We start from the raw sequence: 24,407 nt of genomic DNA, 5'->3' as shown, positions 1-24,407 counted from the left end.
CCCCGCCACCGCCGTTTCATTTCTCCTGCCCTTGGGCGTCCTCCTTCCCGGCTCCTGGGGGCGCCCCCCCGCCTTACCGGCGGGGGGGTTTCTTTCCGGGCCGGGCCCCCCACCCCCCCCCCCGCGACATCATCTCCAGATCAAGATTTGACGGGCAATCCGGTCGCCGCGGCGATCTGGCTTGCGGCGTCGTCGAGTGCCGCCTTGGCGTCGGGATAGCCGCCGGCCAGATATTTGGTCTGCACTGCGCGAACGATGATTTCGGCATCGCTCTGGAATGGCGTGCCGCGGCTGGGAACAACTTTCGGCAAGGTGCCGAGGATATCCTTCCACACCGCCTGGCCGCCCCAGTAGGGCAGGCCTTCGGAAACATAGGGCTCATTGAGTGCCGAGATCAGCGAGGGCACGAGGCCGAAACCCTTCAGCATCGTGATCTGGCCTTCATTGGTTCCGAGCGTGTACTTGAGATAGGCGTAGGCAGCCTCCTTGTTCTTCGACGCCGATGTGATGGCCAGCGAGGACCCGCCGAGATTGGCGGCGCGTGGGCCATCAGCGGTGAGGCTCGGCATCAGATAGACGCCCCATTTGCCGTTTTCACCGGCCGATTCGGTGCGAATGGTGCCTTCATACCAGCCGCCATAAATCTGGGTGGCGACGGTACCGGCGGTGTTGTTGGTGATCTTGGTGCCCCAGTCGGCCGACGAAATGATGCCGGCGTCCTTCATCTCCTTGATCTTGGTCATGGCATCGACGCATTTGGGCTGGTTGACCGTGATGGACTGCCCATCGGCGGAGAAATAGGCGCAGCCCTGTTCGTTGGAGATCATACGGAAGAATTCGCTATCGCCGTTGAAATCGGCGTTGGTCATGGTGACGCCCGGATTGGCGGCCTGGATCTTCTTGCCGGCTGCGATGAAATCGTCCCAGGTCTTGATCGACGCCGGATCGACGCCGGCCTTTTCGTAGAAGTCGCGGCGATAGAAGGCCGCGACCGGGCCCGAATCCCACGGCATCGCATAAGCCTTGTCGCCGACTTCGAGCTCGGTGCGCTTGAAGTCGGGGAATTTCGCCTGATCCTCTGCGGTATATCCCAGCGTATGCAGGTCGACGAAGCAGTCGGGGAACTGGCTCCAGTAATTTTCGGCTTCGCCGTTCTCGATGGTGACGATGTCGGGCAGACCGACGCCGCCGGCCGCACAACCGGCGATCGACTTGTCGTAAGTCGGCTGGTTGCCGAGATCCTGGACCGTAACCTTGACGTCGGGGAATTGCTTGTTGAAGCCGGCAATGGTCGCTTTCAACGATGAAGCGGCGACATTCCAGCTCCAGATGGTGATTTCGCCGGACTGCGCATAGGCCGGGGCAGAGCCCAGGGCAAGCACGAGCGCGGCGCAGGTCATTGTGATGCGCATAGAAATCCTCCCATTTCATTTGCTCTCTCACTGCGAGCATGGCTAGACTATGCAGTGGGCAAGGCGTGTCGCCGTCAAAGGGAATATAAAATTGGCGGAAAGTAAGATGCCGGAACGGCCGTTTTATCAGCCTGGCGCCAGCAGCGTGGAGGGCCTGCCGCTTGCCCTGCAGATGTTTCATAACCATCCGCTGGTGATGCTCAAGCCGCATTGGCACGCCCAGGTCGAGGTCAATTTCATCGTGCGCGGCAGCGTGCATTACCGCATGAACGAACATGAGATCGCACTGTCGGCAGGCGACATGTGTCTGTTCTGGGGCGGCCTGCCGCACCAAATGACCGATCTCTCCGACGACGCGATCTATGCCGGCGCGCATCTTCCGCTGGTGCATTTCTTTCGCTTGCATTTGCCGACGGATGTCCGCCATCGGCTGATGACCGGCGCGACGCTGGTGACGGGCGCGACCGATCCGGCGGACCACCATAATTTCGAGCGCTGGAATCGCTATTTCCGTTCGGGCGATCCGGCCATGATCGAGCATGCCGTGAACGAGTTGCTGCTCAGGCTGGAGCGGGTGCGATTCGAGCCTTATCGTCTGGTGCCGGAAACCGCGCCCGGGCAGGAAACGGGCAGCCCCTTCGACCAGCAGTCGTCCCGCAATGTCGGTCGAATGTGCGATTTCATCGCCGAGAACTTCCTCTACGAGATCGACAGCGTGAACATAGCGACCGCCGCCGATATCCATCCCAAATATGCGATGAACCTGTTCAAGAAATCGACCGGCATGACGCTCAACGAATATGTCAACCTGCTGCGGCTGAGCTATGCGCAAGCGCTTTTGATGCATCAGGACGCCAATGTGCTGCGCGTCGCCATGGATTCGGGCTTCGGCTCGCTCAGCGCCTTCAACAAGTCATTCCGCAAGCTGGCCGGCATGTCGCCCTCCGATTTTCGCCGGGGCGTGACCGGCGCCAGATAGGCGGCGGCAGGCATGCCCCGCGCCGTTGCCGCAAAAGCATTGCCGACCTGATCGCCGGCTAAAGACGGGTCGAACGGTTGCGGCCCGCGATAAGGACGCCGCCGGACGAAATGGCGTCGCACTGGCTGCCATTTCCGGCTGCCGCCACGGCATCGGAAGCGGCCGTCGCACGGCATCGCCTTTCCTGTCTGAAATCGCCATCTGGGCGCTGGACAGGCCGAATTCCCATGCTATAACCCACGCGCTTTCAAGGGACGCCCACGGCGCCTCGATGAAATCCGGCCAAATGAGATTTCGTTTGCCGGAACAGGCCCAGATAGCTCAGTTGGTAGAGCAGCGGACTGAAAATCCGCGTGTCGGTGGTTCGAATCCGCCTCTGGGCACCATCCCCTCTTCTCCCGACACTCCGTTTAGCCGAACCGTCTACGCTGCAGCTTCTGCAACCGATTGGAATTATTGATCTTTTGCTGTCGCATTGCGCAATTAGGCGTGACAGAGAGCGCTTCGGGCGCATTTGATCCAACGAGGCGGGGGGATGGTATTTCCGTTGGTATTCGACATCCTGATGGTATCGAAACAGCCAAGGGAGACCTGACGAATGGCCCTATCCGACGTGAAATGTCGAAACGCCCGCCCTGCTTCTAAACTCGCGAAATTGTCTGACGGGGGCGGGCTGCAGCTATGGGTACAGCCCACGGGCTCTCGCCTCTGGCGGCTCGCCTACCGCTTTGACGGCAAGCAGAAACTGCTCGCGCTGGGCAGCTATCCCCTTATCTCTCTCGCCGAGGCACGGGAGGCGCGCGATGATGCTAAAAGGCTCCTGCTAGCTGGCGTCGACCCTGGAAAGGAACGCAGCTTGCGGAAGGCCGATTCGGCAAAGGACTCCTTTCGCTCAATCGCGGACGAATATGTTGACAAGTTGAAGAAGGAGGGACGTGCCGACCGGACGATCAGCAAGGTCAAATGGCTGCTCGACTTTGCCTATCCGATAATCGGCGACAAGTGCATTCGGGAGATCGAGCCGGCCAGCATCCTTACCGCCCTCCGTCGCGTGGAGGTTCGCGGTCGGTATGAGTCGGCCAGGCGACTGCGCTCCACCATCGGCAGCGTGTTTCGATACGCGATCGCGACCGCACGCGCCGAGACAGATCCGACCTTCGCCCTCAGAGGCGCACTCATCAGTCCGAAGGTGACGTCTCGCGCCGCGATTACCGATCCGAAGGCCTTGGGCGGTTTGCTGAGGGCGATCCATGCATTTGACGGACAGCCTACAACCCGAGCCGGTCTGAAGCTGATAGCGCTGCTGTTTCCCCGCCCAGGCGAGCTTCGCGCCGCTGAATGGGAAGAGTTCGATTTTGAAAGCTCGGTGTGGACGATCCCTGAAGCACGCATGAAAATGCGACGTCCGCACCGCATACCCCTGTCAAAGCAGGCGATCAGCGTCCTGACTTCACTGAGGGAAATCTCTGGTGGTGGATCGCTGCTGTTTCCTAGTGTTCGATCGGCTTCGCGTCCGATTTCCGACAACACGCTTAACGCCGCGCTGCGTCGTATGGGTTATGGCAAGGAAGAAGCAACCGCGCATGGTTTTCGAGCAACGGCATCAACTCTGCTGAACGAATGCGGCAAGTGGCATCCGGACGCCATAGAGCGGCAGCTGGCCCACATTGAGAACAACGACGTTCGGCGCGCCTACGCCCGGGCAGAGCACTGGGACGAGCGCGTGAAAATGATGCAATGGTGGGCCGACTATCTGGATGAACTCAAGAGCAAAAACCCGCGGGTGATCTCAATCGAGGGACGCCGCAAGCCAACGCGACCATCCACTTTGAACCCAACAGCGGCCGTTCACCAAACGCCGATGCAAATCTCTAACCGCCGGAAATCATACTGACCGTCGAAAAACGCCGAAACTCGCGCCAAATCGTCGGCCCGGAGGATCAACTTTCTCTCCGGGGTATCAATAAGGTTGGTGAATGATGACGGTTGGCCGAGAAGCGGACTGGACTGGCCGCTCTTGGGCAACGTTCGGCGGGAAGCTGCCGTTCTGCAGCCGACCCCATTCCCGTCATTCAAGATGCCGGATGGCCGGTTCCGAAACCGGCCATCTACCCGGCCCGGGGCCGCGCTACTAGAGCGAGAATCCCTTGGGCAGTGTGCGGTCCGTCCGTTTCGCCGGCATTAGTCCGTGGATCCGCTATCCCCGCCCGACTTTCACCTCCACAACCTCCAGGGGCTCCGCGGCGGCTTCCTCTCCATAGATCCGGGACAAGCCCTTGATGCGCGTCGCGATCGCGTCGACGAGGCGACCAACGATCTCATGGATGATCCCCTCTTGGCGAAGCTCTTGGGCGCACTCCGATGCCATATCGGGCATCACCGCGAGCTGATGGCGGATCGTCCGCACCGTGTACTCGGCGCCGACCTTTGCTGAGGACGCACAGCGCCCCCAGTGGCGCGGCATGATCTCGTCGATCGGGTAGACTCTGTCGATCTTCATCGCCAGTTTAAGGTCGCGCATCTCAGCTTGGATCTCTCCCTCGCCGAGGTGCGGCAGAATGGAGGAGATGTCGTAGAGCGGAGCTAGGCGGGCCTCGCCCTGGGCACCGAGCAGCATCGAGTAGTTCTTTGCATGCGCGTCCGTGCCGGCGATGATCCAGTTGAAGACGTTCGCGGCCATGAAGGTCTGACGGTCTTGGACGGGGTCGAGGGAGGCCGACAGCACCTTTTTGGAGATCGTCGTGATACCTGGCCCACCCTGGTTCTCGTACTTTAGCGTCGGCATCACCGACAGGGCCTGGCACATGTCCTCCTGATGGATGCGGATGGTCTTGCCGTCGATGTTGCGGCGGTCGTAGCGCTCGAGAACGATCGCCTTTTCGCCTGCAAAGTCGAGAACCTGGCTGTGTGCAGCGTCCATGCCGAGCTTGCATGCAAGCTGCAGGCAGAAATGCTCGTTCTCAGTATGCCCGTGCAAGTGCGGCAAAGGCGGCTTTAAGATGTGTGTCGTGGGCGTGTCGCCTAGAGGAATACCCCAGCGATTGCTGCCCGTGTCGAAATGGAACGCCGTCTTTGCCTGCGCACCAGCGAGACTGAACTGACCAGGATCGCCGATTCGCCGGGTCGCTGCACCATCCTTGCGCAGATCGCGCAGGCGGTCGCCGATCTGCGCCTCGGTGAGCAACTCCACGTTCTCGCCGCGGGAAATCTGGTCGCCACGCGAAAGGAACTGGACGGCGCCGGCGCAGTCGCGGCCGACATTCTTGAGCAGGGCAAACGGGTTTCGGGCGGAGACCTGGAACCTCTGCGCCCATCTGGCGAGGGTCTGCTCATTATCCGGCAGTAGGCCCCAGAGGAATGCCTCGACGACCTTGCCCTCGTAGGTCCTGGTGATCGTCGGCATGGACAGGGAGAGCGGGATCGCCACCCGGCCTTCCATCCATGCCTCGTGATAGGAGAACGAAAGCTTGCCGCCCTGCAGGTGGTGGAGCCCCCCAACCGGTCTGCCAGCGATATAGACGTCGAGGGTGTCGATCGGGTTCATCATGATCATCGTCATCTAGAGCTTGTAGGGAATCTCGTCGTCGTCATCGTCGACATGCCGTTCATCGGCATTATGATGATGATCAGCCGACGTCGGCGCCGGCGGGATCTGAAAGTCCATCTCCACACCAAGCGTGGTCAGCGCCAGCAGCACGTTGCCGATCTCGGCGCTGGGCTTGCCGTTCTCGATCCACGACACCCACGTCTGCGTCGTGTTGATCATTTTGGCCAAGGCAGCCTGTGACAGGCCGCGCCGGGTGCGGGCCTCCTTGATCAGGATTCCAATGTCGCGAGCTGTTCTGATCTTCATGGCGTATACGATTTCTGTATGAGCTAGCCTGATATAGGCTCGTATATGACGGGTGTCAATATACGTTACTATATCAATTTAACGCTATATAGGTTCACATATCGGCAACCTTCATATACGAACCTATATAAATCATTGCGCCACGCAACAATGTGCGATCGACCTTTCGCCACGGTACCATCGAGAATGACCGCTGGTCGAGAACTCAACAACGTTGTCGGGGCCGGGAGCGGTCTGGTCCGCTATTCAATTACTGTTGGCGAGAAGCTGTCATTCAGCATCCGGTCTGGCGGCATCGTGACAAGATCGATTTTTTGTCCGAAGAGAACGAGGCCGGCCGCAAGAAAAAGCCACGGCTTTTATGCACAACCTTTATTGTCTAGCAGGCTTAGTTGTTCCCCTGAAACTTGAATCTCCCTCAGACTCAGTGTCTTCTCAGGGTAACCTCTGGGAATTAGACATGCCTTCAGGCTCGTTTCAACACCGCGTGTGGCAATGGATTGTCGCGTGCTTTCCGACGCCGGCGCACCTCGATGTACAGGAGCGCAATCATCGCTTCCTTGAAGAGGCGCTCGAACTCGCTCAGGCGAATTCCTGCACAAAGGAGGAGGCACTCGAACTGGTGGAGTACGGACCGGCGGCAACGCGGTCAGGATCAAGAACCTAGCGTGCTCCAAAACGACACCAAGCGCTAACCGTTGTCCAGTGTGGAAGATGATTGCCTTCGTGGTTTCTCCGACGCGCCGGCGCCCGGCAGACCTTCCTTTCTGGCCTTGGCAAACGCCCGGTCGCCTTCCAGGAACCCGACCAGCATAAAGGGGATCAGTTCCGCCACCGTTTCGGACTCGCCATAGGTCTCACGGTAAAGTGCGGCATAGTCGTTGAGTGCTTGGCTCAAGTCGGCGCCAACGGTGATGGTGATCTTCGAAGGTGTCCGGTCCGGAAGTTTTCCGAGTTTCAGGTTAGCCATGAAGTCCTCCTGTTCACCCCGTGTAAGGCCGTAACACGAGGTCCTTGTGCACGATGACGCGCAACGGCCAACCAGGGCGCACGGTGATCGTGGGTTGGACGTTCAGGTTCTTTTCAGTGATCCGTTGGCCCGCTTGACTGACGTTCTGCTGGGTGGATTCACGAATTGCCTTGACCAAGTCGCTTTCATTTTCCCCAAAGCTCAACTCGGTACCAACCCCCAGCAATGTGGCCACCGCGACGCCCTTGATCAACTGCCAAGTATGGAAATCCACCTTGTCCTCGAGCCCGGCATAGCCGGCCGCGTCGGTCACGGGCAGATTGTCGATTTCGGTAGAGGAGCCGTCCGGCATCACGATGCGTTGCCACACCAACAGAGCGCGCCTTTGCCCAAAGGCTACAACGCTGTCGTAGGTGCCGATCAGCCGTGAGCCCTGCGGGATGAGCAGGATGCTGCCGGTGACGCTGTCGTGCACATTCTCGGTGATCTGGGCGACGACAAGGCCGGGCAGATCGGAATTGATGCCGGTGATCAGGCTTGCAGCGATCACGCTACCGGCCATGATCTGATAGGGCGAAGCCGGCGTCTGCAGTGCATGCGGGTTGTAGATCCCGCCGGTGTTCCGTTGATCGATGAAATCGAGCTTGCGCTGTTGATTGTTCTGGTCGCCCTCGGCCGGCGCGACGGAAGCTCGCTGGCTTTCGGTATCTGGCTGCGGAGACGCCGTCTCGAAAGGCGAACGTCCGCCCTGCCCATTGCCAAAAGCTTCCGTCTGCTGGAGCCGGTTTTCGATGCGGAAGAGGACTTGAGACTCGCGCGCCTCAATCGCTTGTTGTGCAAGCCGCTGCGCCTCGGCGGAAACGTCTTGCCCAGGTGCGATGCCAAGCTGGCGCTGGTGCTCGAGAATAGGACGGCCGAGATCCCCGGGCAGCGGCGGTCCAAGCACCGGAGCCTTCGGCTTGCTCCCGGAATAGTCCTTGGGCAGCGATTCAAGTCCCTCGGCGGTCGGCTTGCGGTCCGTGCTGTAGAGCTCTTCGGCCTGCTGTTTCAGGCGCAATGCGGGTCCCCGCAGCGCCATCATCGTGACGCCAAAAACAGCGCCGGAACCAACAGCAGCGATCGCGACGATTATGCCGCGCCTGAACCGCACCGCTCGGCGGGGCGAGGCTCGCAGCTGCAGCTGTTCGGGATTGAGCTTCGGCGGAGCATTCGGATGGGAAGTATCGGTCATGAGCCTCCCCTCACCTGCCAAAACGCGAAAACAGCGAAACCCGCCGCGGCGGTTGCCGACCGTCGGTTCTCGTAATGCGCACCACCTGCTGCTGTTTGGTGCCCAGCCTTAGCTCGGCCGCAGCAAAGAGGCGATCGACGATGTAGTAGTTGCCGCGCATGCGATAGTTGACGAGCTGGTTGTCCCCGTCGGCTCCGACGATGAAGAGCGGCGGCGCCTCACCTTGGTCTATACGGCGCGGGAATTCGATATAGACCCTGCTGCCATCATCAAAGGCGCGCGTCGGTCTCCATGGTGGCGTGTCGCCGGCGATCGAATAGCGGAAGCGGATGTTTTCGAGTGCTACGTTCGAGGCCGCGGGCATTTCAGCCTCGGCCTGAGCGTTGCGCCGCCGAAGCGCCACGAGTTGGTCTTCGCTGTAAATCCAGGAGAGCGCCGCCATGGCAGTTTTCTCAGTGCTTTGAAGCTGCAGGTGATAGGATCGCCTGTCCGTCGTGATGACCAGATTGGTGGCAAGCCCCGGCGCGAATGGCTTCACCAGCACATGAGTGCGCTGGTCATCGCCTGAGCCACTAACGGTGTCACCGATCACCCAACGGACCGTATCGCCGGCTGAGACCGAGGTCAGCTTCTCGCCCCGCTGCAATGAGATATCGGTGACGCGCTCCGGCGCGGCGTAGAGCTGGTAGAGCGCGCCGTCGGCAAAGGGGTAAACCTGCACCGCATTGACATAGCCAAACTTGGTGGGTTGTTGCGTCGCCGCCTTGTTGGCATCGGCGACCTGTTCTTCCGGCGAGCGCTTATCTGGGGCGGGCTTGCCGGGTGCGGGCATCAACTGACCAGGCAACGGTAACGGTTTCGGCACTTCCACGACCTTGACCGGCTTCTTCGGCGCCTTCTCGATCGCGGCTGGTTTGAAGTCCTCGTGGTCATAGGAAATCTGAGGCGGCGGCACTGGCTTCGAGGCACAGGCCGAAAGAACCGCAGCAGACGCCGACAGGATCAAGGCAGCACGAAGCAATTGGGCTCTATTTGTCATTGGCGGGCTCCTTAGGGGAAACGGGGGTTGGCGCGGCGCTGTCGAGCTCGCGCGACCAGTCGATGGCGTTGATGAAGACGCCGAGCGGGTTCTTGCGCAGCTGCTCGGTTGTCCTAGGCGGGCGGATGAGGATGGTGAGGATCCCGATCCAGCGCGTCGTGCTGGCGAGGCTGCCGCGCTCGAATACCTGCTCGGTCCATTTGACCTGGAACGAGCTGTCGGAAGCCCTGACCACGCTGGTCACCTGCACTGACACGCTGCGCGTGCCGATTTGACCGAAAGGGTCGTTCGCCTTGGCATATTCGTTGAGGAAGAGCGCCGCTCGGTCGGTGGCAAAGTCGTAGGCCGACAGCCAATTCTGCCGCACCAGAACCGCATCGGTGGAAACCGAACGAACATTCTGGATGAAGCGGCTGAGATGCCAGGCGATCTGGGCATCGTCGGGCTGGTAGTTTTGGACTGCCGGCGCGACCGCGTGCGCCTCGCCAAAGCGGTCGACCTCGACGACATAAGGCGCGACGCGGCCCTGCATCGACTGCCACAGAAGCCCACCGGAAAGCGCCGTCGTCAGAGCCAGGCAGCCAAAGGCCATGAAGCGCCAGTTCTTGGCCTGGACGCGCGCCGCGCCGATGCGCTCATCCCAGAGTTGGCTGGCCTTCTGGTAGGGTGTTACGGGTTCGGGCGTCTTTCCATAACGCTGAACGGGTCGCTTGAAGAGCATCTAGTCTTCCTTGTCATTGAGGGAGGGATTGGCGCCGCTTCCGCCCCGATCTCCATCGCGCACCGCCTGCGTGGCAGCATTGCGATGGGCGCGTGCGGTCTGTTCGGAACGCAGACGCCTTGCCCAGACCGGCGCGGGGTCAGAGGCTGCAGCGGGCGAGGTTCCTGTCTTTGACGCGGTCGGCATGCCGCCGGTCGCGGTCCAGCCGGCATCGCGACCGGCGTCGGCACTACGGCGGAATGGTTCTGCTGCGGATCGCATTCCCCGCATCGCGGCGCCGCTAGCGGCACTCGCAACCCCCTGCAGCCCAGCAGCTACCCCGGACAGCCCGGACTCGGGCGATGTCGCGCGCCCCGTTTGCCAAGCGACGGTGGCAGCGGACCCCATGGCGGCGCCGGCACGGACTGCGGCGAGGCCGCCGCCTGTTGCCATGCGCGCGCCGGCAAACGCAGCGCCTCCGGCAACGAGCGTTGATCCAGCTGCGGCCGCCGTTGTTCCAAGTGCCGCGCCGGCGCCAAGCTGCGGCGCGCCGGAAACGAGACCCGAGGCAATCCCGGGGCCGAAAATGCCGAGCCCAAGCAGCGCCAGCGCACCCAGCACCTGAGACATGGCCGCCGCCAGGTCCGGCTCCTGGCCCTGCAGGGCGGAAGCGAACTCGCCAAAGAGCGTGGAGCCGATGCCGACGATGACGGCAAGCACCATCACCTTGATGCCCGACGAAATCACATTGCCGAGCACGCGCTCGGCCAGAAACGCCGAGCGGTTCCAGAGCGCGAAGGGCACCAGGACGAAGCCGGCCAGCGTGGTGAGCTTGAACTCGAGGATGGTGATGAAGAGCTGGATGGAAAGAATGAAGAAGGCGATGAGGACCAGGAACCAGGCCAGAAGCAGCACGAAGATGGTGAGCGCGTTACCGAAGATCTCGGGGAAGCCTACTAGCTGGCTCGCTTGATTGAGGAGCGGCCAGGCGCCCTCGAAGCCGGCCGCGGCAATGCGGCCTGGCCGCAGGAGACTGTCGGCGGACAGGTTGCCGGCCGATGCGTTGATGCCGAGACCGGCAAAGGAGCGGTAAATTATGTCGGCAAGGTTCTTGAAATTGTTCAGGACGAAGGCGAAGGCGCCGACATAGAGCACTTTGCGAACAAGCCGGCCAAGAATGTTGGGCTCGCCGCCGAACGCCCAGACCAAGCCCGCGAGCGTGATGTCAATGCCGATCAGAAAGGTGGTGAGAAAGGCGACGTCGCCCGAAAGCAGACCGAACCCACTGTCAATGTAGCGGGTAAAGGTCTCCATGAAGCGATCGATGACTCCGAGGTCGTTCATGTCGCCGCCTTCCTCGTTGTCTTGAAGAACTGCCGCTCAGTTGCCGGGATAAGCCGTGCCGGTGCCCAGGAAACGCTTCGTCGTCTCGCGAGCGGCTTCCTCAGACTGCGCCTTGCGCGCCGCATCCTCGGCCTCGGCCCGGAACTGGGTCGCAAGCAGCGTCTGGATCTGCATCTGCTGCTTGGTCGAAAGCGCGATCAGCTGATTCGTAGCCTGGCTTGCCTCGAGGGCACCTGCCGCGCCCTGACTGCGATTGACGAGATCGGTAAGCAGGTCGCCATCGGCCTGCACGTTCTCGACGATCTGCGACTGCGCGCTCATGGTCTGGCGGAACGCCTGCATGGCGCTCTGCCAGCGCTCGCGCGCGGCGCTCGCCACATCGCTGACCTTGATGGTGGCGTCGTAGCTTTCCGGATATTGCTGGCGCCACTGGTCCTGCAGCTTGTCGAGATCGAAGCTCAGGCCGCTCGCCTGGGTCATCAGACCGTCAATCCGTTGGAGCGAGCCGGTAAGCCGGCCCACGGAAGAGAAATCCAGGCGCTGAAGGTTGCGCGCCATGTTCTGCAGCATGGTCGCCTGGTTCTGAAGCGACTGGATTTGGTTGTTGATCTGCTCCAATGCGCGTGCTGCCGACAGCACATTCTGCGTATAGTTGGACGGGTCAAACACGATGAGCGCATAGGCCGGCTGGACGTAGTCAGCCATCGGTTTGGCGATCAGGGAAACGGTGACCAGGCTAGTAAAAAGGCGGCGTCCGATCATGACGATTGCTCCTTGTTAGGTTGAGGAAATTGCTGGAGAAGCTCGGCAGCCCAATCCAGGCCGCGCGCACTGAAGAAACGGGCGGCAAAGCTGCCCTGCCCTTCTTCGGAAAGAATATTGTCGATCAGGGTCTGCGCGGCCGGGTCGGAGGCGCCGCAAAGCGCAAGAGCGATCGGGCCTAGCCCGAGCTCGAAGAGGCGATTGCCGCGGCGCGACTGCAGATAGTAGTGGCGCTTCGGCGTGGCGCGGGCGACCAATTCGATCTGTCGCTCATTAAGACCGAAGCGCTCATAGGCTGCCCGTGCCTGCGGCTCCACCGCACGATCATTGGGGAGAAAAATGCGCTGCGGGCAGCTCTCGACGATTGCGGGTGCGATAGAAGAGCCGGCGATGTCGGCAAGCGACTGCGTCGCGAAGATGACGGAGACGTTTTTCTTACGCAGCACCTTAAGCCATTCGCGGATGCGGGCGGCAAAGAGCGGGTTGTCGAGATAGACCCAGGCCTCGTCGAGCATGAGCAGCGTCGGCCGCCCGTCAAACCGGTCCTCAAGACGATGGAACAGATAGGTGAGCACAGGCAGCACAGCGCCTTGGCTGTGCATCAGCTCCTGGGTCTCGAAACACTGCACATCCGAGATGGCCAGCCGGTCGTCATCGGCATCGAGCAGGCGGCCGAATGGACCGTCGAGCGTGTAGGGCATCAACGCCGATTTGAGCGCATTGGACTGAAGCAGGACCGACAGGCCAGTCAGCGTGCGTTCCTGCGCCGGCGCGGTGGCGAGGCTGGTGAGCGCCGACCAGATTGCTTCCTTCACCTCCGGGGTGACGGTGACATTCTCGTGGGCAATGAGGCCGGCGATCCATTCGGCCGCCCAGCTCTGTGTGGCCGGGTCATCGATGTGGCGCAGCGGCTGGAAAGCAAGCGCACCATTCGCACCCAACGCATGGTGGTCGCCGCCCATTGCAAGCGCGGCGGCGCGGGCCGAATTGCCTTTGTCGAAGACATAGATTTGCGCGCCAGCGTAGCGCCGGAACTGCAAAGCGATCAGGGCAAGCAGAACCGACTTGCCGGCACCGGTCGGCCCGACAATCAGCATGTGGCCGACATCGCCGATATGGGTCGAAAGCCGAAACGGCGTCGAGCCGCTGGTTTCGGCGAAAAGAAGCGGCGGAGCGTAATCGCCGGTGACCTCGGCAAGATGCTCGTTCTCCGCTGGACCTGCCCACACGGACGACAGCGGCATGAGATGGGCAAGGTTAAGCGTGTGAACGAGCGGCTGGCGAACGTTGGCGTAGACATGACCCGGCAATGAACCAAGCCACGCTTCGACGGCGTTGATGCTTTCGCGAATGGTGGTGAAGCCGAGCCCGTTGACGATCCGCTCGACGGCGCGAAGCTTTTCCGCGGCGGCTTTACGGTTCTGATCCCACACCGTCACCGTTGTGGTGAGATAGCCGAAGCCGACATGATCGCCGCCCAATGCCTGCAGTGCTGCATCGGCATCGAGCGCCTTGTTGTCGGCGTCGCTGTCGACGAGAGGCACCGGTTCGTTGGTCATTACCTCGCGCAGAATAGCCGCGATCGATTTGCGCTTGGCAAACCACTGCCGGCGGAGCCGAGTCAGCGTCTTCGTGGCTTCCGCCTTGTCGAGTGGAATGAAGCGCGTCACCCAGCGATAGGCGAAATCCTGGTTATTGAGCGCATCAAGCATTCCTGGCCGGGTGACGTTCGGAAAGCCGAGAACTGTGAGCGTGCGCAGATGCTGCTCGCCCAGCATCGGCTCTAGGCCGCCGGTCAGCGGCGCGTCAACCAGGACGCCGTCGAGATACATTGGCGTTTCCGGCACGGCAACGGGATGATGGCGGGTCGAGATCGTGCCGTGCAGGTACGTCAGGGTCTCGGCATCGTCGAGCGCGCGCACCTCTGGCACGAAGCCCGAAAGAAGATCGAGAACGCGGTCAGTCTCGTCTCGGAACCGGGCAAGCTCCTGGCGCCAGTCTCTTTCCCCTCCCAAGTGATGCGAGTCGACGAGAGCACTTTCCGCGCGCGCTTGGCCATCGGGCCCAGGCATGAAGACCAAGGTCAGATGATAGATGCTCTCGAAATGCGCGACCTTGCCCCCGAAGGCCGCGCGCCGTTCCTCATCGATCAGCCATGAGGCAGCATCGGGAAGGGCCGAGCTCGGATAGCCCAGCGCTTCGATGCGCTCGGCCTCGAAGAATAATGCCCAGCCAGAGCCGAGCCTTCTCAGCGCATTGTTTGCCCGCGCGCATATGCCGATAAGTTCGGCCTCCGTCGCGCTTTCAAGGTCGGGGCCACGAAACCCCAATGTCCGTTGGAAGCTGCCATCCTTGTTGAGCACGATGCCGGGCGCGACGAGTGCTGCCCAGGGCAGATGGTCGGCAAGCCGGTCGGCTTTGCCGCGGTATTCGGAAAGCTTCAGCATGCAAGCCAGCCCTTCTGACGAAGATGACGGACAAGTACGCTGGCAAAGTCCGGGTCGCGCCGTGCGGCAAAGACCGCGAGCGTGTGGCCGGCGATCCAGATCACCAGACCGCCAATCCACTGCTGCAGGCCAAGGCCGATTGCGGCGGCCGCGGTGCCGTTAAGGATCGCCACCGCCCGCGGCGCGCCACCGAGCAGGATCGGCTCAGTCAGCGCCCGATGAACGGGAACCTCGAAACCGTCGATATGCTGCTCTCCGGTTATCATCCGACCAGCGCTCCGCCGCCGAAGGAGAAGAAGGAAAGAAAGAAGCTCGAGGCCGCGAAGGCGATCGACAGGCCAAAGACGATCTGGATCAGCCGGCGGAAACCGCCCGCCGTGTCGCCGAACGCAAGGGTCAGGCCGGTGGTGATGATGATGATCACCGCGATGATCTTGGCGACCGGCCCCTGCACCGATTCCAGAATCTGCTGCAGCGGCTGTTCCCACGGCATGCCGGAGCCGGCAGCGTGGGCCTGGGCCGTGAGAAGAAGCGCGACGGCGGCGAACGAAAGAAAGCGAAGCTTTTTGCGCATGAGGTCACCTTTCAGAGCTGCTGGAGTTGCGGAAGTGTGAGCGGGGTGACGGCGTAATCGCCGCTGCCGTCGAGACCCGTGACCTCGGCGATCGCGTCAACGCGGCGCGCGGGTCCTCTTCCGGCAATAAAGATGACCAAGTCGACGGCATCGGCGATCAGCCGGCGGGGAACGGTGACAACGGCTTCCTGGGCGAGCTGCTCAATACGATAGAGTGCGGAGCGTGCCGAATTGGCGTGAACCGTGGCAATGCCGCCGGGATGTCCGGTGTTCCATGCCTTCAGCATGTCGAGGGCTTCCGCGCCCCGCACTTCGCCGACGATGATGCGGTCGGGTCTAAGCCGCAGCGTCGAGCGCACGAGATCACCAAGCGTGACCGACCCCCGCCTCGTCCTCAAGGCAACACAGTCCTCGGCTGCGCATTGCAGCTCGCGGGTGTCCTCAATTAGGATCACCCGCTCATCGCATTCGGCGACTTCTGCCAACAGCGCATTCGCAAGCGTGGTCTTGCCCGACGACGTGCCGCCGGCGACCAGGATGTTGCGCCGCTCACGGACCGCCTTCCTCAGCGCATCGGCCTGCAGCGGGAGGATGATGCGATCGGCGACATAGTTGGCCAGCGTGTAGAGTTTTGCTGCCGGCTTGCGGATGGCAAAGCATGGCGCCAAGACGATTGGCGGTAACAGGCCCTCGAAACGCTCGCCTGAGGGTAGTTCGGCGCTGACGATTGGGTTGTCCGCATGCGCCTCGGCGCGCACGTGAGAGGCAACGAGGCGGACGATGCGTTCGGCCTCGGATGGATGCATATGCACGCCGGTATCGACCCGGCCTTCTCCCAACCGGTCGAGCCGCAGCGCGCCGTCGGGGTTGACCATCACCTCGATGACGGTCGGATCGGCAAGGGCCTCGGTGATCGCGGGGCCCATGGCTGTGCGCAGCATGGCGCGGCGGCGGTGGTCGGCTGCGGGATGAGAGCTCATCCTTCGCCTCCATTGCCATTGCCAAGCGAGCGCTTCCCGGAGGCGATCTGGCGACCGACCTGCTCAACGAATTTGTCAAAGCGCTCTTGGGCAATCGCCTGTGTCGCCCGATCCGGGATCGGCGTGTGGGCATGAAGCGTAATCGAAAAGCGTATGAAGAGCGCCAGGCTCTCCAGGATCACCTCGACATCGGTTCGGATATGGTCGAGGTCGCGGGAAAGACGGTCGAGCCGCCTGCCGTAGCGCTGGTCGAGTTCGTTCTCGCCACGCCGCTCGATGAAGGCCTCGACCGCTTTCGCGACGATTGCCGATTTTGTGGTCGACGGGTTGCGACTGAGGGTTTCCAGCTTCGCGCTTAACGCGGGTTCGAGCAGAAACTGGTGGCGAATGCGATGCGGCTTCATGGGGGTCGTTCCGACTGGCCGGCGTTGATGCGCCGGCGGCGGCAACGAACATCGTCGAGATCCGCAAAATCGCTTATGGGCGTTATCTACGCCGAGATACGCCTGAGCTGCGGAAGCGCTTAGAAGCCGGGGATGATGTCCTTGTCGTCGCCCCTTCCCTCGTTGATACCGTAGGCGCTAGACGCGGTGGAAACCCGGTCCATGACGCGCTTGTCGGCGAGTGCCTCGGCGTCATCGTCCGCCAGATTGAAGAGGTCGTCCTGATCTGGCTCCTGAGAGACGACGACGTGTTCTTCAGGCAGGCTTGGATGACGCTGCTGTTGCACGCCGCCCTCTTCTTCGATTGCCGCACTGGCGGTTTCGTCATCGGCAGCGAGACGGCGGTCAACACTGCGGACCTGTCCGCTCCAACCGTCCGGGCGCGACGCAGGACAGTCCGCGTACAGACCGTCGCGCAACACCGGCGCCGGCAGCACCCGTTCGGTGAAATTCTGGTCCTCGTAGTAGCGGAGCTTGTTCGCACGGATCGGCGGCAATCCTGATATCAGCACCAGCTCGTCAGCTTGCGGCAACTGCATCACTTCGCCAGGCGTCAGCAGCGGGCGAGCAGTCTCCTGGCGACTGACCATGACGTGCGAAAGCCAGGGCGCCAGCCGGTGGCCGGCGTAGTTGCGCATGGACCTGAGTTCCGTCGCCGTACCGAGCGCATCCGAGATGCGTTTGGCCGTGCGCTCGTCGTTGGAGGAAAAGGCAATGCGCACATGGCAATTGTCGAGAATGGCGTTGTTCTCGCCATAGGCTTTGGAGATCTGATTCAAGGATTGCGCGATCAGATAGGCGCGGATGCCGTAACCCGCCATGAAGGCGAGCGCGGTCTCGAAGAAGTCGAGGCGACCAAGAGCCGGAAATTCGTCTAGCATCATGAGCAGTTGGTACTTGCGGCTTTTCTTCGGGTCACCTTCCAACCGCTCCGTCAGTCGCCTGCCGATCTGATTGAGCACCAGTCGCACCAGTGGCTTGGTGCGCGAGATATCCGATGGCGGCACCACTAGATAGAGCGACATCGGTCGTTCCGCATCCATGAGGTCGGCAATGCGCCAGTCGCAGGCCGATGTTGCCGAGGCAACCGTCGGATCACGATAGAGCCCGAGAAACGACATTGCGGTCGAGAGAACGCCAGAACGCTCGTTCTCTGACTTGTTCAGCACCTCGCGAGCCGCCGAGGCCACGACGGGATGGACCCGAGGTGTGTCCTCCGTGCCGAGGTGGTTGGTGGTCATCATCCGCAGCAGTGTCGCGGCAAACGAGCGTTGCGGATCCGACAGGAAAGTGGCGACGCGCGCGAGCGTCTTTTCTTCTTCCGCGTAGAGCACGTGCAAGATGGCACCGACCAAGAGTGAATGACTGGTCTTCTCCCAATGATTCCGCCGCTCCAGCGCGCCTTCCGGATCGACGAGAATGTCCGCGATGTTCTGAACGTCGCGGACCTCATCTGAACCCCTGCGCACTTCCAGCAGCGGGTTATAGCGCGCCGATCTCGAGTCGGTCGGATTGAACAGGAGGCAGAAAGAGAACTTCGACCGCCAGCCGGAAGTCAGCTGCCAGTTCTCGCCTTTGATGTCGTGAATGACGGCCGAGCCGGTCCAGGAAAGAAGCGTCGGAACAACCAGTCCAACACCCTTGCCCGAGCGCGTGGGAGCAAAGGCCATTACGTGCTCCGGCCCGTCATGGCGAAGATAGCGGTCCTTCAGCTTGCCAAGGAAAACACCGGCTGGTCGAAACAGCCCTGCCTTCTCGATCTCCCAAGACACGGCCCATCGCGACGAGCCATAAGTGGTGACTAGGCCGCGCTGCCGCGCACGCCAGAGGGAGCCAGCGATGGCGGCCGCGCAGCCCATGAAGCCTGTGGTGGCCGCAAGCATCCCGGCCGTGTCGAAGACCTCGGGCGCGTATGCGTCGAAATGGAACCACCACTCGAACAGTTGCCACGGCTTGTAGATCGGCCATCCGGCTGCGACAAACCATGGGGGTCCGAGTTGCGGCTGATAATCTAAAGTTTGGGCGCACCATTGAGTCGCTGTCCATACGCCGAGAATGACGATGGCGAACACAATGACTATCTGACCGACAAGGAGCTTCGTCGGTGTCATGGGCGCAGCCTCCGAGTTTTGTTAAACGGAAGCAGGATGGCGTGACGTTTCAGAATATTGAAGATACCCAATATACGCGCCCGTGCGATGCAGTGAACGTTGCAGGCTTGGAAGATTGGGGGCGCCAAGAAATGTCATCGCGAAGGCACGAGCGAATGACTTGTATGGGGCCGTGGAACGAACCCGCTGCGCGGGAGGGGTGCCTGCGGTTGAGGTAGAGATCAAGAACCGGTCGTCGCGCTCGCGTTCGGCTGGAGCAGAGCATGGCGGGCTTCTTCAACAAGGAGCCTGACCATGCACCATCCCGTTCTCGACGCACCCGTGAGCCCGCTGCGCCAGCGGCTGATCGACGACATGAACATGCGGCGTTTCTCACGCGAGACACAGCGCAACTATCTCCGCGATATCGGACGCCTGGCCACATTCCTCGGGCGTTCACCACACACAGCGACCGCCGACGACCTGCGCCGGTTCCAGATCGAGCAGCAGGACGACGGCGTTCCCGTGCCAACGATGAACAGCATCGTGTCGGCGCTGCGCTTCTTCTTCACCCACACGCTCGACCGCCCGGACCTGGCGCGCCGGCTTGTCCGGCTGGCGCATCCGCGTAACCTTCCCGTGGTGCTCAGTCGCGACGAGGTCGCCCGGCTGCTCAACGCCACCACGTGTCTCAAGCACCAGGCCGCGCTCTCGGTCGCCTATGGCGCGGGCCTGCGTGTCGCCGAGGTGTCGATGCTGAAGGTTGCCGACGTCGACAGCGAGCGCATGCTGCTGCGCGTCGAGCGTGGCAAGGGCGGGCGCTATCGCAACGCCATGCTCTCGGCGGACCTGCTCACGCTTCTGCGTGAGTGATGGAAGGTCGGACGTCAGCAGGGCGTAATGCACCGCGACGGCTGGCTGTTCCCCGGACAGCACGCGATGAAGCCGATCAGCACGAGGCAGCTCTATCGCATCGTCGTCGAGGCGGCCCAGGCCGCCGACATCGCCAAGCGGGTGGGGCCGCACACGCTGCGCCACAGCTTCGCCACCCACCTTCTGGAGGACGGCACCGACATCCGGATCATCCAGGTGCTGCTCGGGCACGCCAAGCTCAACAATACCGCTTTCTACACCAAGGTCGCGACCCGCACGGTGCGCACGGTCACGAGCCCGCTCGACAAGCTCGGCCTGTTCAAGCCGGGAGAGATCTCGCCCGACGGCTGAGCCGTGCGCACCTCGATCGAGGTCGCCGACATCTTCCGTGCTGCCGGGCCACCCTACCGGGCCGCCCATGCAGGTCACCTGAACCTCGCCCAGCTCAAGGTCATGTCGGCGATCGAGTATTGCCGCACCGCAGCCCTTGGCGGTCACGTCGAGGCTTGCGAGGACTGCGGCCAATGGCGGATCGCCTACAACTCCTGCCGCAACCGGCACTGCCCGAAGTGCCAGGGCGCGGCCGCACGGACGTGGTTGGCCGAGCGCGAGGCCGACCTGCTGCCGGTCGGCTACTTCCATGTCGTGTTCACGCTGCCCGCCGAGGCCGCCGACATCGCGTTCCAGAACAAGGCGCTCATCTACGACCTGCTGTTCAAGGCGGCAGCGGAGACGATGCTGACCATCGCCGCCGACCCAAGACACCTCGGCGCGCGCATCGGCATCACCGCGGTGCTCCACACCTGGGGATCGGCGATGACGCACCATCCGCACCGCGCGGACCGCCGGACTCCACGGCGACGAACCGGGAGAACTCTCCATGACCCGGCATGGCATGCTCCAGCCTTCAGCCGCAGGCACTCAGCCTCCGGCAACGGACCCACGCGTGTCCATGGTGATCATCGACGCCGAACGGGTCGCGTCCGGCCGCGCGACCAGCCGACAACACCGCGTGGCCGAAAGGCGAAACGGTCCGTCCGCACCAAACCCGCCGCTTCCAAGCTGCGGTCGCGCCATCGCCGACACCAGCCGCAAATCGAAATCCCCATAACCATCGCCTGCGGCCCGCGCGTTCCTTCCTCGGGGACTTTCGTACGCCTGCCGGCGCCCGAAACTCTTATATGGGGATGGTCAACTAAAAACGGCATCACGTCGACATTGTCATGTACCTCCGGGGCAATCCGTAGATCCATTCGATGAGTCCGTTTGCGTGACGCGGTTCGCGAACGAACCCAGTCCACCTTATATTCGGTCAGGGCGCATGCACCTGTTCCATGATCCCGCTTGCGGCGGATTCGGACCCAAGAGACGAAACCATTCTTCAGCGGCGGCTGTTTGAGGCCATGAGTTTCGTCGGTTCGTCTACCGAGGATCTGCCAGGCCTGATCGGTCCTGGAGATTGTTATGATCGATTGGCGTCTACGCTACGCTGATGGTTTCGTCAGGAGAGCTCCTTCTATAACGACTCCGGCGTTCACGTATTTCCACAGCGCAACAAACAGTTTCCGAGCGAGGGCGATGATCGCCGTCTTCTTGTACCGGCCACCATTCTGGATGACTCGCGCCCTGAACCACTGGCTGAGTGCGGAATTGGGTTGATGGCGCACCCAGAGCCACGCAACCTGGACAAGCGTCGCCGCTGCCCACTTTGCCAGGGCGTTGGCACCAAACCAGCGTAGGCGGCAACCTGACGTCGATTGTCAAACTTGCGCGACAATCCCTCAGACCACAGGACGGCCGCGAACTCCGGACCTATTCCCTTGAGGCTGAGCAGCAGGGCCGGTGTTGGCTCATCTGTCGCGACGAGCAAGGCGTCGCGTGCCTCTTCAACATCCTTGATCTGCTGGATCAGCAACTCGATGCGATCAAGCTCGCGGCTGATCTGCGCCATGAGCGCTGGCGGCAATGGACGCCCATCTCCGGTAATGAGCGCGTCGAGGCATTTGCGTCGATCGCCTTTCAACGGTTCGTATCCGGACACACCTTGGCTGAACAAAAGGCCCTTTATCCTGTTGACATGCCTGATCCGCTCGTTCGTCAGCGCCTTCCGCTCCCGCACCAACCGGCGACGGTCTTCCTCCTCCGGCGTTGGCACTCGCAACATCGCGCAAACCCGAGGCTCGCCGCGGCTGTAGGCCAACAACGCTCGAACCAGTGCTTCCCCGTCAATCCTGTCGGTCTTGGCCCGCCGGCGGCGACGCGATGTGGCAATGGATGCCGGGTCCACGACATAACTCTCGATGCCTTCACGTTCGAGGACCCGATGGATCCAGAATCCATCCAGACCAGCTTCCTGGATTGATATGACCCGGAAACTCTGCCCTGTCCGCACTTCCGCCTTTCGTTGCAGCTCTGCGAAGTGATCGAGCAAACCCGGAATGTCGCCCCCCGACACGAGGTGTCTCGACATTCTCTCGCCCCCACCTGGCGAAAGCGAAGTCACGAGCCATTTTGAACGAGACAGTTCTAACGAGACAAATATTGCGGCAAGATCGACGCGGATAGCGGCCGGGGCTTTGGTGGTGTTGGTTTGCATGCTGACCTCCAAGTGATGTTTGGCGACTTCACTCTGGCAGAGCGCTGGCCGCCTTCCATCCCCATAGGATCTTCACGTAACCGGACTGTCAGGTCTTCGCGGCGGTTACGCAGAAAGCTGCCGTTCTACAGTCGACCCCTTCGGAGACGTTCGGAATTACGAAGAGCGATGCCGGAAGCGGACGTTCAATTCATGCCTCAAGCGTCATGACCGCATCGGGCACCCAGACGCGTTCACCTATATCCTTCTCACAGAAGGCTTGCCGCCGATCAGACGAGATCGACGGCAATCGGGCGGAACAGATCGATTGGGCCCAGCACATGGCCGTCCGGGAGAAAGCTCGCCCCGCTGAAGCCAGTGACCCGGCGCTCTATGCGCGGGAGATCGTTGATCGTCATCGGTCCGTTTCGCGCGGTGCCGACCAGGTGTCGAAAGGTCTTCTCCTCGATGCCGATGAAAGTGCCTGTGCTCCGATCGAGCCTGAAGGGATCGTTCGGCACGGCGACCAACTTTCCGTCTTCGACCTTGAAGGGCAGAACGCCCTCGGGATCGGTTGGGAAATAGCCTCCGACAAACCGCAGTCCCTTCAGATTCGCCAGCAGACATTCCCACAGAACGATCTGGAAGCTCAGTTCGTCAGTGATCGTCGTACCTGTCGCGAGCGCGGCCGAGAGGACGGGCTGGCGAATCTTCGCAAGGCTCGGCGCATAATGGAGAGAGCGGATCGCGGCTGCAAAACCGCCACTTTCATCGAAAAAGGGGCGCTCGCCCGGAGTCCGCGGATCCTCTGCGGAGAGGGTCGTGAAGATGGCGGGGCTATGGGTGTGGACTGCCCATCGCATCGCGACGATGTAACCCTTTACGCTCAGCGCGTTTTTAGACCGATCAAGAACGCGCACCCGATTGAACTGATTGCGCCACGTCGAGAATTTCTTAGCCTTGAAACCGACCGCCTCGATCGTGCCCTTCGCCTCTGCGAGCGACACCTGGCCTGTCGACTCCACGCAGAAATAGTCGGGTGCATCTCCCTCGGTGCCGGGATTGCATTCGACTGACACGCCATTGGTCCAAGAAAGCGCGCCGTGATTGCGGACGTCATCGATCCGGGCGACGTGCGTGATATCGAGGTGCTCGGCCAAGAACCAGCGACAAAAGGCCTCGCCGAGCTCGTTCGAGTTGTTTTGCTTCTTCGTTTTGTTGGCGCCGAGGCCGTTCGGCTGGAACCGAAAAGCGGTGCATGGCTCCAGATATCGAACATGTTCGAACTGGGCAGGGTCAGGGTTCGGCGGTCCCTTGTCGTAGCTCTGCAGATAATATTGGTGATACAAGTCGGCTAGATCGACCATGATTTCCGGCACTTGACTCCCCGGCTTCGCTGGATTCCTGAGTGAAGTGGGCACCGCCGGAAACTTGTTAAGCGCCAGTCTTACTGATTTCTGCATGCATCCCCCCAAGGCGTGGCCCAGCCAACGTCAGACAGCGACATCACGCGCATTACGCTGTTGCCGCTTTCCATCCGCTATACTGCGATAGTGGAGGAAAGTCCTTCCTCGATCGCGTCTCAGGCTATTGTGCTCATGTGGCGCGCATGATCGACCCGGCCCGGGAATGCATAATCCTCGACCGAGCCTCCACGTCGTTCGAGCCAATGCAGAAGGCTGGCTCTCACGTCGTTGGTGATCTCGAACTGAACCGGCCGCCCCGTCTTTTGCTGAACAACGATCGCGCGGGTCCTTATCTCCGGTCCGGCGACCACATCGCGAATCCTGATTTGACCAGGTCACAGCCGCGAAGCTTGCTGTCGATTGCCAGATCGAACAGCGCACGGTCCCGAACGCGTCTCTCGTAATCGAGCAAAAAGCAATAGCCCAAATCTGCTTCTGGGTGAAAGGACGCTTGGTGCCGACCTTCTTCCCAGCATTCCAGGCTGCGTGCTGGCGGCTGGCATCGTGAAATTGAGAATGGCCCATGTGAATTCTCCTCGGCCGTGATTGGCCGAGAGAGAACCGTCGCAGGACACTGCCGCTCATGGGGCCGTGTATGGACGGCTCTCCGTTGGCAAGGGATTTGTGAGCTTTTGCAGTTGCTGGTTGGTGCGGCCATGTATCCGACCT

The 24,407-nt window shown here is 61.6% G+C and carries 18 protein-coding genes, 1 tRNA gene and 3 pseudogenes; 5 read left to right on the top strand and 17 right to left on the bottom strand.

What is annotated here, in order from left to right:
- Positions 1-140 precede the first annotated feature (140 nt).
- Positions 141-1,412, bottom strand: a complete 1,272-nt coding sequence (locus NKJ01_RS32130; RefSeq protein WP_023758411.1) for an ABC transporter substrate-binding protein — start codon at positions 1,410-1,412, stop codon at positions 141-143.
- A gap of 106 nt (positions 1,413-1,518) precedes the next feature.
- On the opposite strand from NKJ01_RS32130, the gene NKJ01_RS32125 reads away from it, so the two are divergent.
- From NKJ01_RS32125 to NKJ01_RS32115, 3 genes are all read left to right on the top strand, one after another.
- Positions 1,519-2,391: a helix-turn-helix domain-containing protein gene (locus tag NKJ01_RS32125; RefSeq protein WP_031259888.1), complete on the top strand. Its 873-nt coding sequence runs from the start codon at positions 1,519-1,521 to the stop codon at positions 2,389-2,391.
- Between the two features lie 310 nt (positions 2,392-2,701).
- Positions 2,702-2,777 (top strand) — tRNA-Phe (locus NKJ01_RS32120).
- A 212-nt stretch (positions 2,778-2,989) separates the two neighbouring features.
- Positions 2,990-4,285 carry a tyrosine-type recombinase/integrase gene (locus NKJ01_RS32115; RefSeq protein ID WP_352734289.1) on the top strand — a complete coding sequence of 432 codons (1,296 nt, stop codon included), beginning with the start codon at positions 2,990-2,992 and terminating at the stop codon, positions 4,283-4,285.
- 303 nt (positions 4,286-4,588) lie between these two features.
- Here NKJ01_RS32115 and NKJ01_RS32110 read toward each other — a convergent pair whose 3' ends face one another.
- The 14 genes from NKJ01_RS32110 to NKJ01_RS32045 all read right to left on the bottom strand — a co-directional run bounded on the left by NKJ01_RS32110 (position 4,589) and on the right by NKJ01_RS32045 (position 18,845).
- Positions 4,589-5,950: a type II toxin-antitoxin system HipA family toxin gene (locus NKJ01_RS32110; protein ID WP_050589496.1), complete on the bottom strand. Its 1,362-nt coding sequence runs from the start codon at positions 5,948-5,950 to the stop codon at positions 4,589-4,591.
- A complete protein-coding gene (locus tag NKJ01_RS32105; protein WP_023735755.1) occupies positions 5,951-6,244 on the bottom strand; it encodes a helix-turn-helix domain-containing protein in 294 nt (97 codons plus the stop codon). It lies immediately after the preceding gene.
- 691 nt (positions 6,245-6,935) lie between these two features.
- Entirely contained in the window at positions 6,936-7,214 is a 279-nt protein-coding gene (locus NKJ01_RS32100) for a DUF2274 domain-containing protein (protein WP_023689356.1), read from the bottom strand.
- Positions 7,215-7,227: 13 nt separating this feature from the next.
- Entirely contained in the window at positions 7,228-8,445 is a 1,218-nt protein-coding gene (locus NKJ01_RS32095; RefSeq protein ID WP_352734286.1) for a TraB/TrbI/VirB10 family type IV secretion system protein, read from the bottom strand.
- 10 nt (positions 8,446-8,455) lie between these two features.
- Complete coding sequence (trbG, locus tag NKJ01_RS32090) at positions 8,456-9,484, bottom strand: P-type conjugative transfer protein TrbG (RefSeq protein ID WP_352734284.1); 1,029 nt, start codon at positions 9,482-9,484, stop codon at positions 8,456-8,458.
- A complete protein-coding gene (gene trbF / locus NKJ01_RS32085) occupies positions 9,474-10,205 on the bottom strand; it encodes a conjugal transfer protein TrbF (protein WP_352734282.1) in 732 nt (243 codons plus the stop codon). Before trbF ends, trbG begins: the two co-directional genes overlap by 11 nt.
- Positions 10,206-11,528 carry a P-type conjugative transfer protein TrbL gene (gene trbL / locus NKJ01_RS32080; protein WP_023758418.1) on the bottom strand — a complete coding sequence of 441 codons (1,323 nt, stop codon included), beginning with the start codon at positions 11,526-11,528 and terminating at the stop codon, positions 10,206-10,208.
- Positions 11,529-11,564: 36 nt separating this feature from the next.
- Positions 11,565-12,290: a P-type conjugative transfer protein TrbJ gene (gene trbJ, locus NKJ01_RS32075; RefSeq protein ID WP_023758419.1), complete on the bottom strand. Its 726-nt coding sequence runs from the start codon at positions 12,288-12,290 to the stop codon at positions 11,565-11,567.
- Entirely contained in the window at positions 12,287-14,737 is a 2,451-nt protein-coding gene (trbE, locus tag NKJ01_RS32070) for a conjugal transfer protein TrbE (protein ID WP_352734280.1), read from the bottom strand. Before trbE ends, trbJ begins: the two co-directional genes overlap by 4 nt.
- Complete coding sequence (locus NKJ01_RS32065) at positions 14,731-15,003, bottom strand: VirB3 family type IV secretion system protein (RefSeq protein ID WP_352673336.1); 273 nt, start codon at positions 15,001-15,003, stop codon at positions 14,731-14,733. The genes trbE and NKJ01_RS32065 overlap by 7 nt, the downstream gene beginning before the upstream one ends.
- Positions 15,000-15,311 (bottom strand): TrbC/VirB2 family type IV secretion system protein, encoded by a 312-nt coding sequence (locus NKJ01_RS32060; RefSeq protein ID WP_352596070.1) that lies wholly within the window; start codon positions 15,309-15,311, stop codon positions 15,000-15,002. The genes NKJ01_RS32065 and NKJ01_RS32060 overlap by 4 nt, the downstream gene beginning before the upstream one ends.
- An 11-nt stretch (positions 15,312-15,322) precedes the next feature.
- The gene (trbB, locus tag NKJ01_RS32055; protein WP_023753799.1) at positions 15,323-16,291 is read right to left on the bottom strand and encodes a P-type conjugative transfer ATPase TrbB; all 969 of its coding nucleotides are present in this window, start codon (positions 16,289-16,291) and stop codon (positions 15,323-15,325) included.
- On the bottom strand, positions 16,288-16,695 hold the full coding sequence (locus NKJ01_RS32050) for a hypothetical protein (RefSeq protein WP_023758422.1): 408 nt from the start codon (positions 16,693-16,695) through the stop codon (positions 16,288-16,290). Before NKJ01_RS32050 ends, trbB begins: the two co-directional genes overlap by 4 nt.
- A gap of 119 nt (positions 16,696-16,814) precedes the next feature.
- Positions 16,815-18,845, bottom strand: coding sequence for a conjugal transfer protein TraG (locus tag NKJ01_RS32045; RefSeq protein ID WP_023758423.1), 2,031 nt, complete (start codon positions 18,843-18,845; stop codon positions 16,815-16,817).
- A 294-nt stretch (positions 18,846-19,139) separates the two neighbouring features.
- On the opposite strand from NKJ01_RS32045, the pseudogene NKJ01_RS32040 reads away from it, so the two are divergent.
- Both NKJ01_RS32040 and NKJ01_RS32035 read left to right on the top strand, forming a co-directional pair.
- Positions 19,140-20,048, top strand: a pseudogene (locus tag NKJ01_RS32040) (tyrosine-type recombinase/integrase).
- A gap of 3 nt (positions 20,049-20,051) precedes the next feature.
- Positions 20,052-20,531: pseudogene (locus NKJ01_RS32035) on the top strand (IS91 family transposase); the annotation flags it as partial.
- A gap of 650 nt (positions 20,532-21,181) precedes the next feature.
- Here the strand turns inward: NKJ01_RS32035 and NKJ01_RS32030 are convergent.
- Both NKJ01_RS32030 and NKJ01_RS32025 read right to left on the bottom strand, forming a co-directional pair.
- Positions 21,182-22,293: pseudogene (locus tag NKJ01_RS32030) on the bottom strand (IS110 family RNA-guided transposase).
- A gap of 269 nt (positions 22,294-22,562) precedes the next feature.
- Positions 22,563-23,735, bottom strand: coding sequence for a hypothetical protein (locus NKJ01_RS32025; RefSeq protein WP_352734277.1), 1,173 nt, complete (start codon positions 23,733-23,735; stop codon positions 22,563-22,565).
- Positions 23,736-24,407 lie beyond the last annotated feature (672 nt).

The sequence above is a fragment of the Mesorhizobium sp. M0276 genome (genome assembly GCF_040321755.1).
In the GTDB taxonomy this organism is placed as follows: Bacteria; Pseudomonadota; Alphaproteobacteria; order Rhizobiales; family Rhizobiaceae; genus Mesorhizobium.
This window is presented reverse-complemented; position numbering and strand designations above follow the sequence as displayed.

Coding starts and splice junctions, on each gene's coding strand:
- trbG (WP_352734284.1), bottom strand. CDS start 9,484: ATGACAAATAGAGCCCAATTGCTTCGTGCTGCCTTGATCCTGTCGGCG.
- trbF (WP_352734282.1), bottom strand. CDS start 10,205: ATGCTCTTCAAGCGACCCGTTCAGCGTTATGGAAAGACGCCCGAACCC.
- NKJ01_RS32100 (WP_023689356.1), bottom strand. CDS start 7,214: ATGGCTAACCTGAAACTCGGAAAACTTCCGGACCGGACACCTTCGAAG.
- trbL (WP_023758418.1), bottom strand. CDS start 11,528: ATGAACGACCTCGGAGTCATCGATCGCTTCATGGAGACCTTTACCCGC.
- NKJ01_RS32125 (WP_031259888.1), top strand. CDS start 1,519: ATGCCGGAACGGCCGTTTTATCAGCCTGGCGCCAGCAGCGTGGAGGGC.
- NKJ01_RS32095 (WP_352734286.1), bottom strand. CDS start 8,445: ATGACCGATACTTCCCATCCGAATGCTCCGCCGAAGCTCAATCCCGAA.
- NKJ01_RS32025 (WP_352734277.1), bottom strand. CDS start 23,735: ATGCAGAAATCAGTAAGACTGGCGCTTAACAAGTTTCCGGCGGTGCCC.
- trbB (WP_023753799.1), bottom strand. CDS start 16,291: ATGAGCTCTCATCCCGCAGCCGACCACCGCCGCCGCGCCATGCTGCGC.
- NKJ01_RS32065 (WP_352673336.1), bottom strand. CDS start 15,003: ATGATAACCGGAGAGCAGCATATCGACGGTTTCGAGGTTCCCGTTCAT.
- NKJ01_RS32050 (WP_023758422.1), bottom strand. CDS start 16,695: ATGAAGCCGCATCGCATTCGCCACCAGTTTCTGCTCGAACCCGCGTTA.
- NKJ01_RS32110 (WP_050589496.1), bottom strand. CDS start 5,950: ATGACGATGATCATGATGAACCCGATCGACACCCTCGACGTCTATATC.
- NKJ01_RS32060 (WP_352596070.1), bottom strand. CDS start 15,311: ATGCGCAAAAAGCTTCGCTTTCTTTCGTTCGCCGCCGTCGCGCTTCTT.
- NKJ01_RS32115 (WP_352734289.1), top strand. CDS start 2,990: ATGGCCCTATCCGACGTGAAATGTCGAAACGCCCGCCCTGCTTCTAAA.
- NKJ01_RS32130 (WP_023758411.1), bottom strand. CDS start 1,412: ATGCGCATCACAATGACCTGCGCCGCGCTCGTGCTTGCCCTGGGCTCT.
- trbE (WP_352734280.1), bottom strand. CDS start 14,737: ATGCTGAAGCTTTCCGAATACCGCGGCAAAGCCGACCGGCTTGCCGAC.
- trbJ (WP_023758419.1), bottom strand. CDS start 12,290: ATGATCGGACGCCGCCTTTTTACTAGCCTGGTCACCGTTTCCCTGATC.
- NKJ01_RS32045 (WP_023758423.1), bottom strand. CDS start 18,845: ATGACACCGACGAAGCTCCTTGTCGGTCAGATAGTCATTGTGTTCGCC.
- NKJ01_RS32105 (WP_023735755.1), bottom strand. CDS start 6,244: ATGAAGATCAGAACAGCTCGCGACATTGGAATCCTGATCAAGGAGGCC.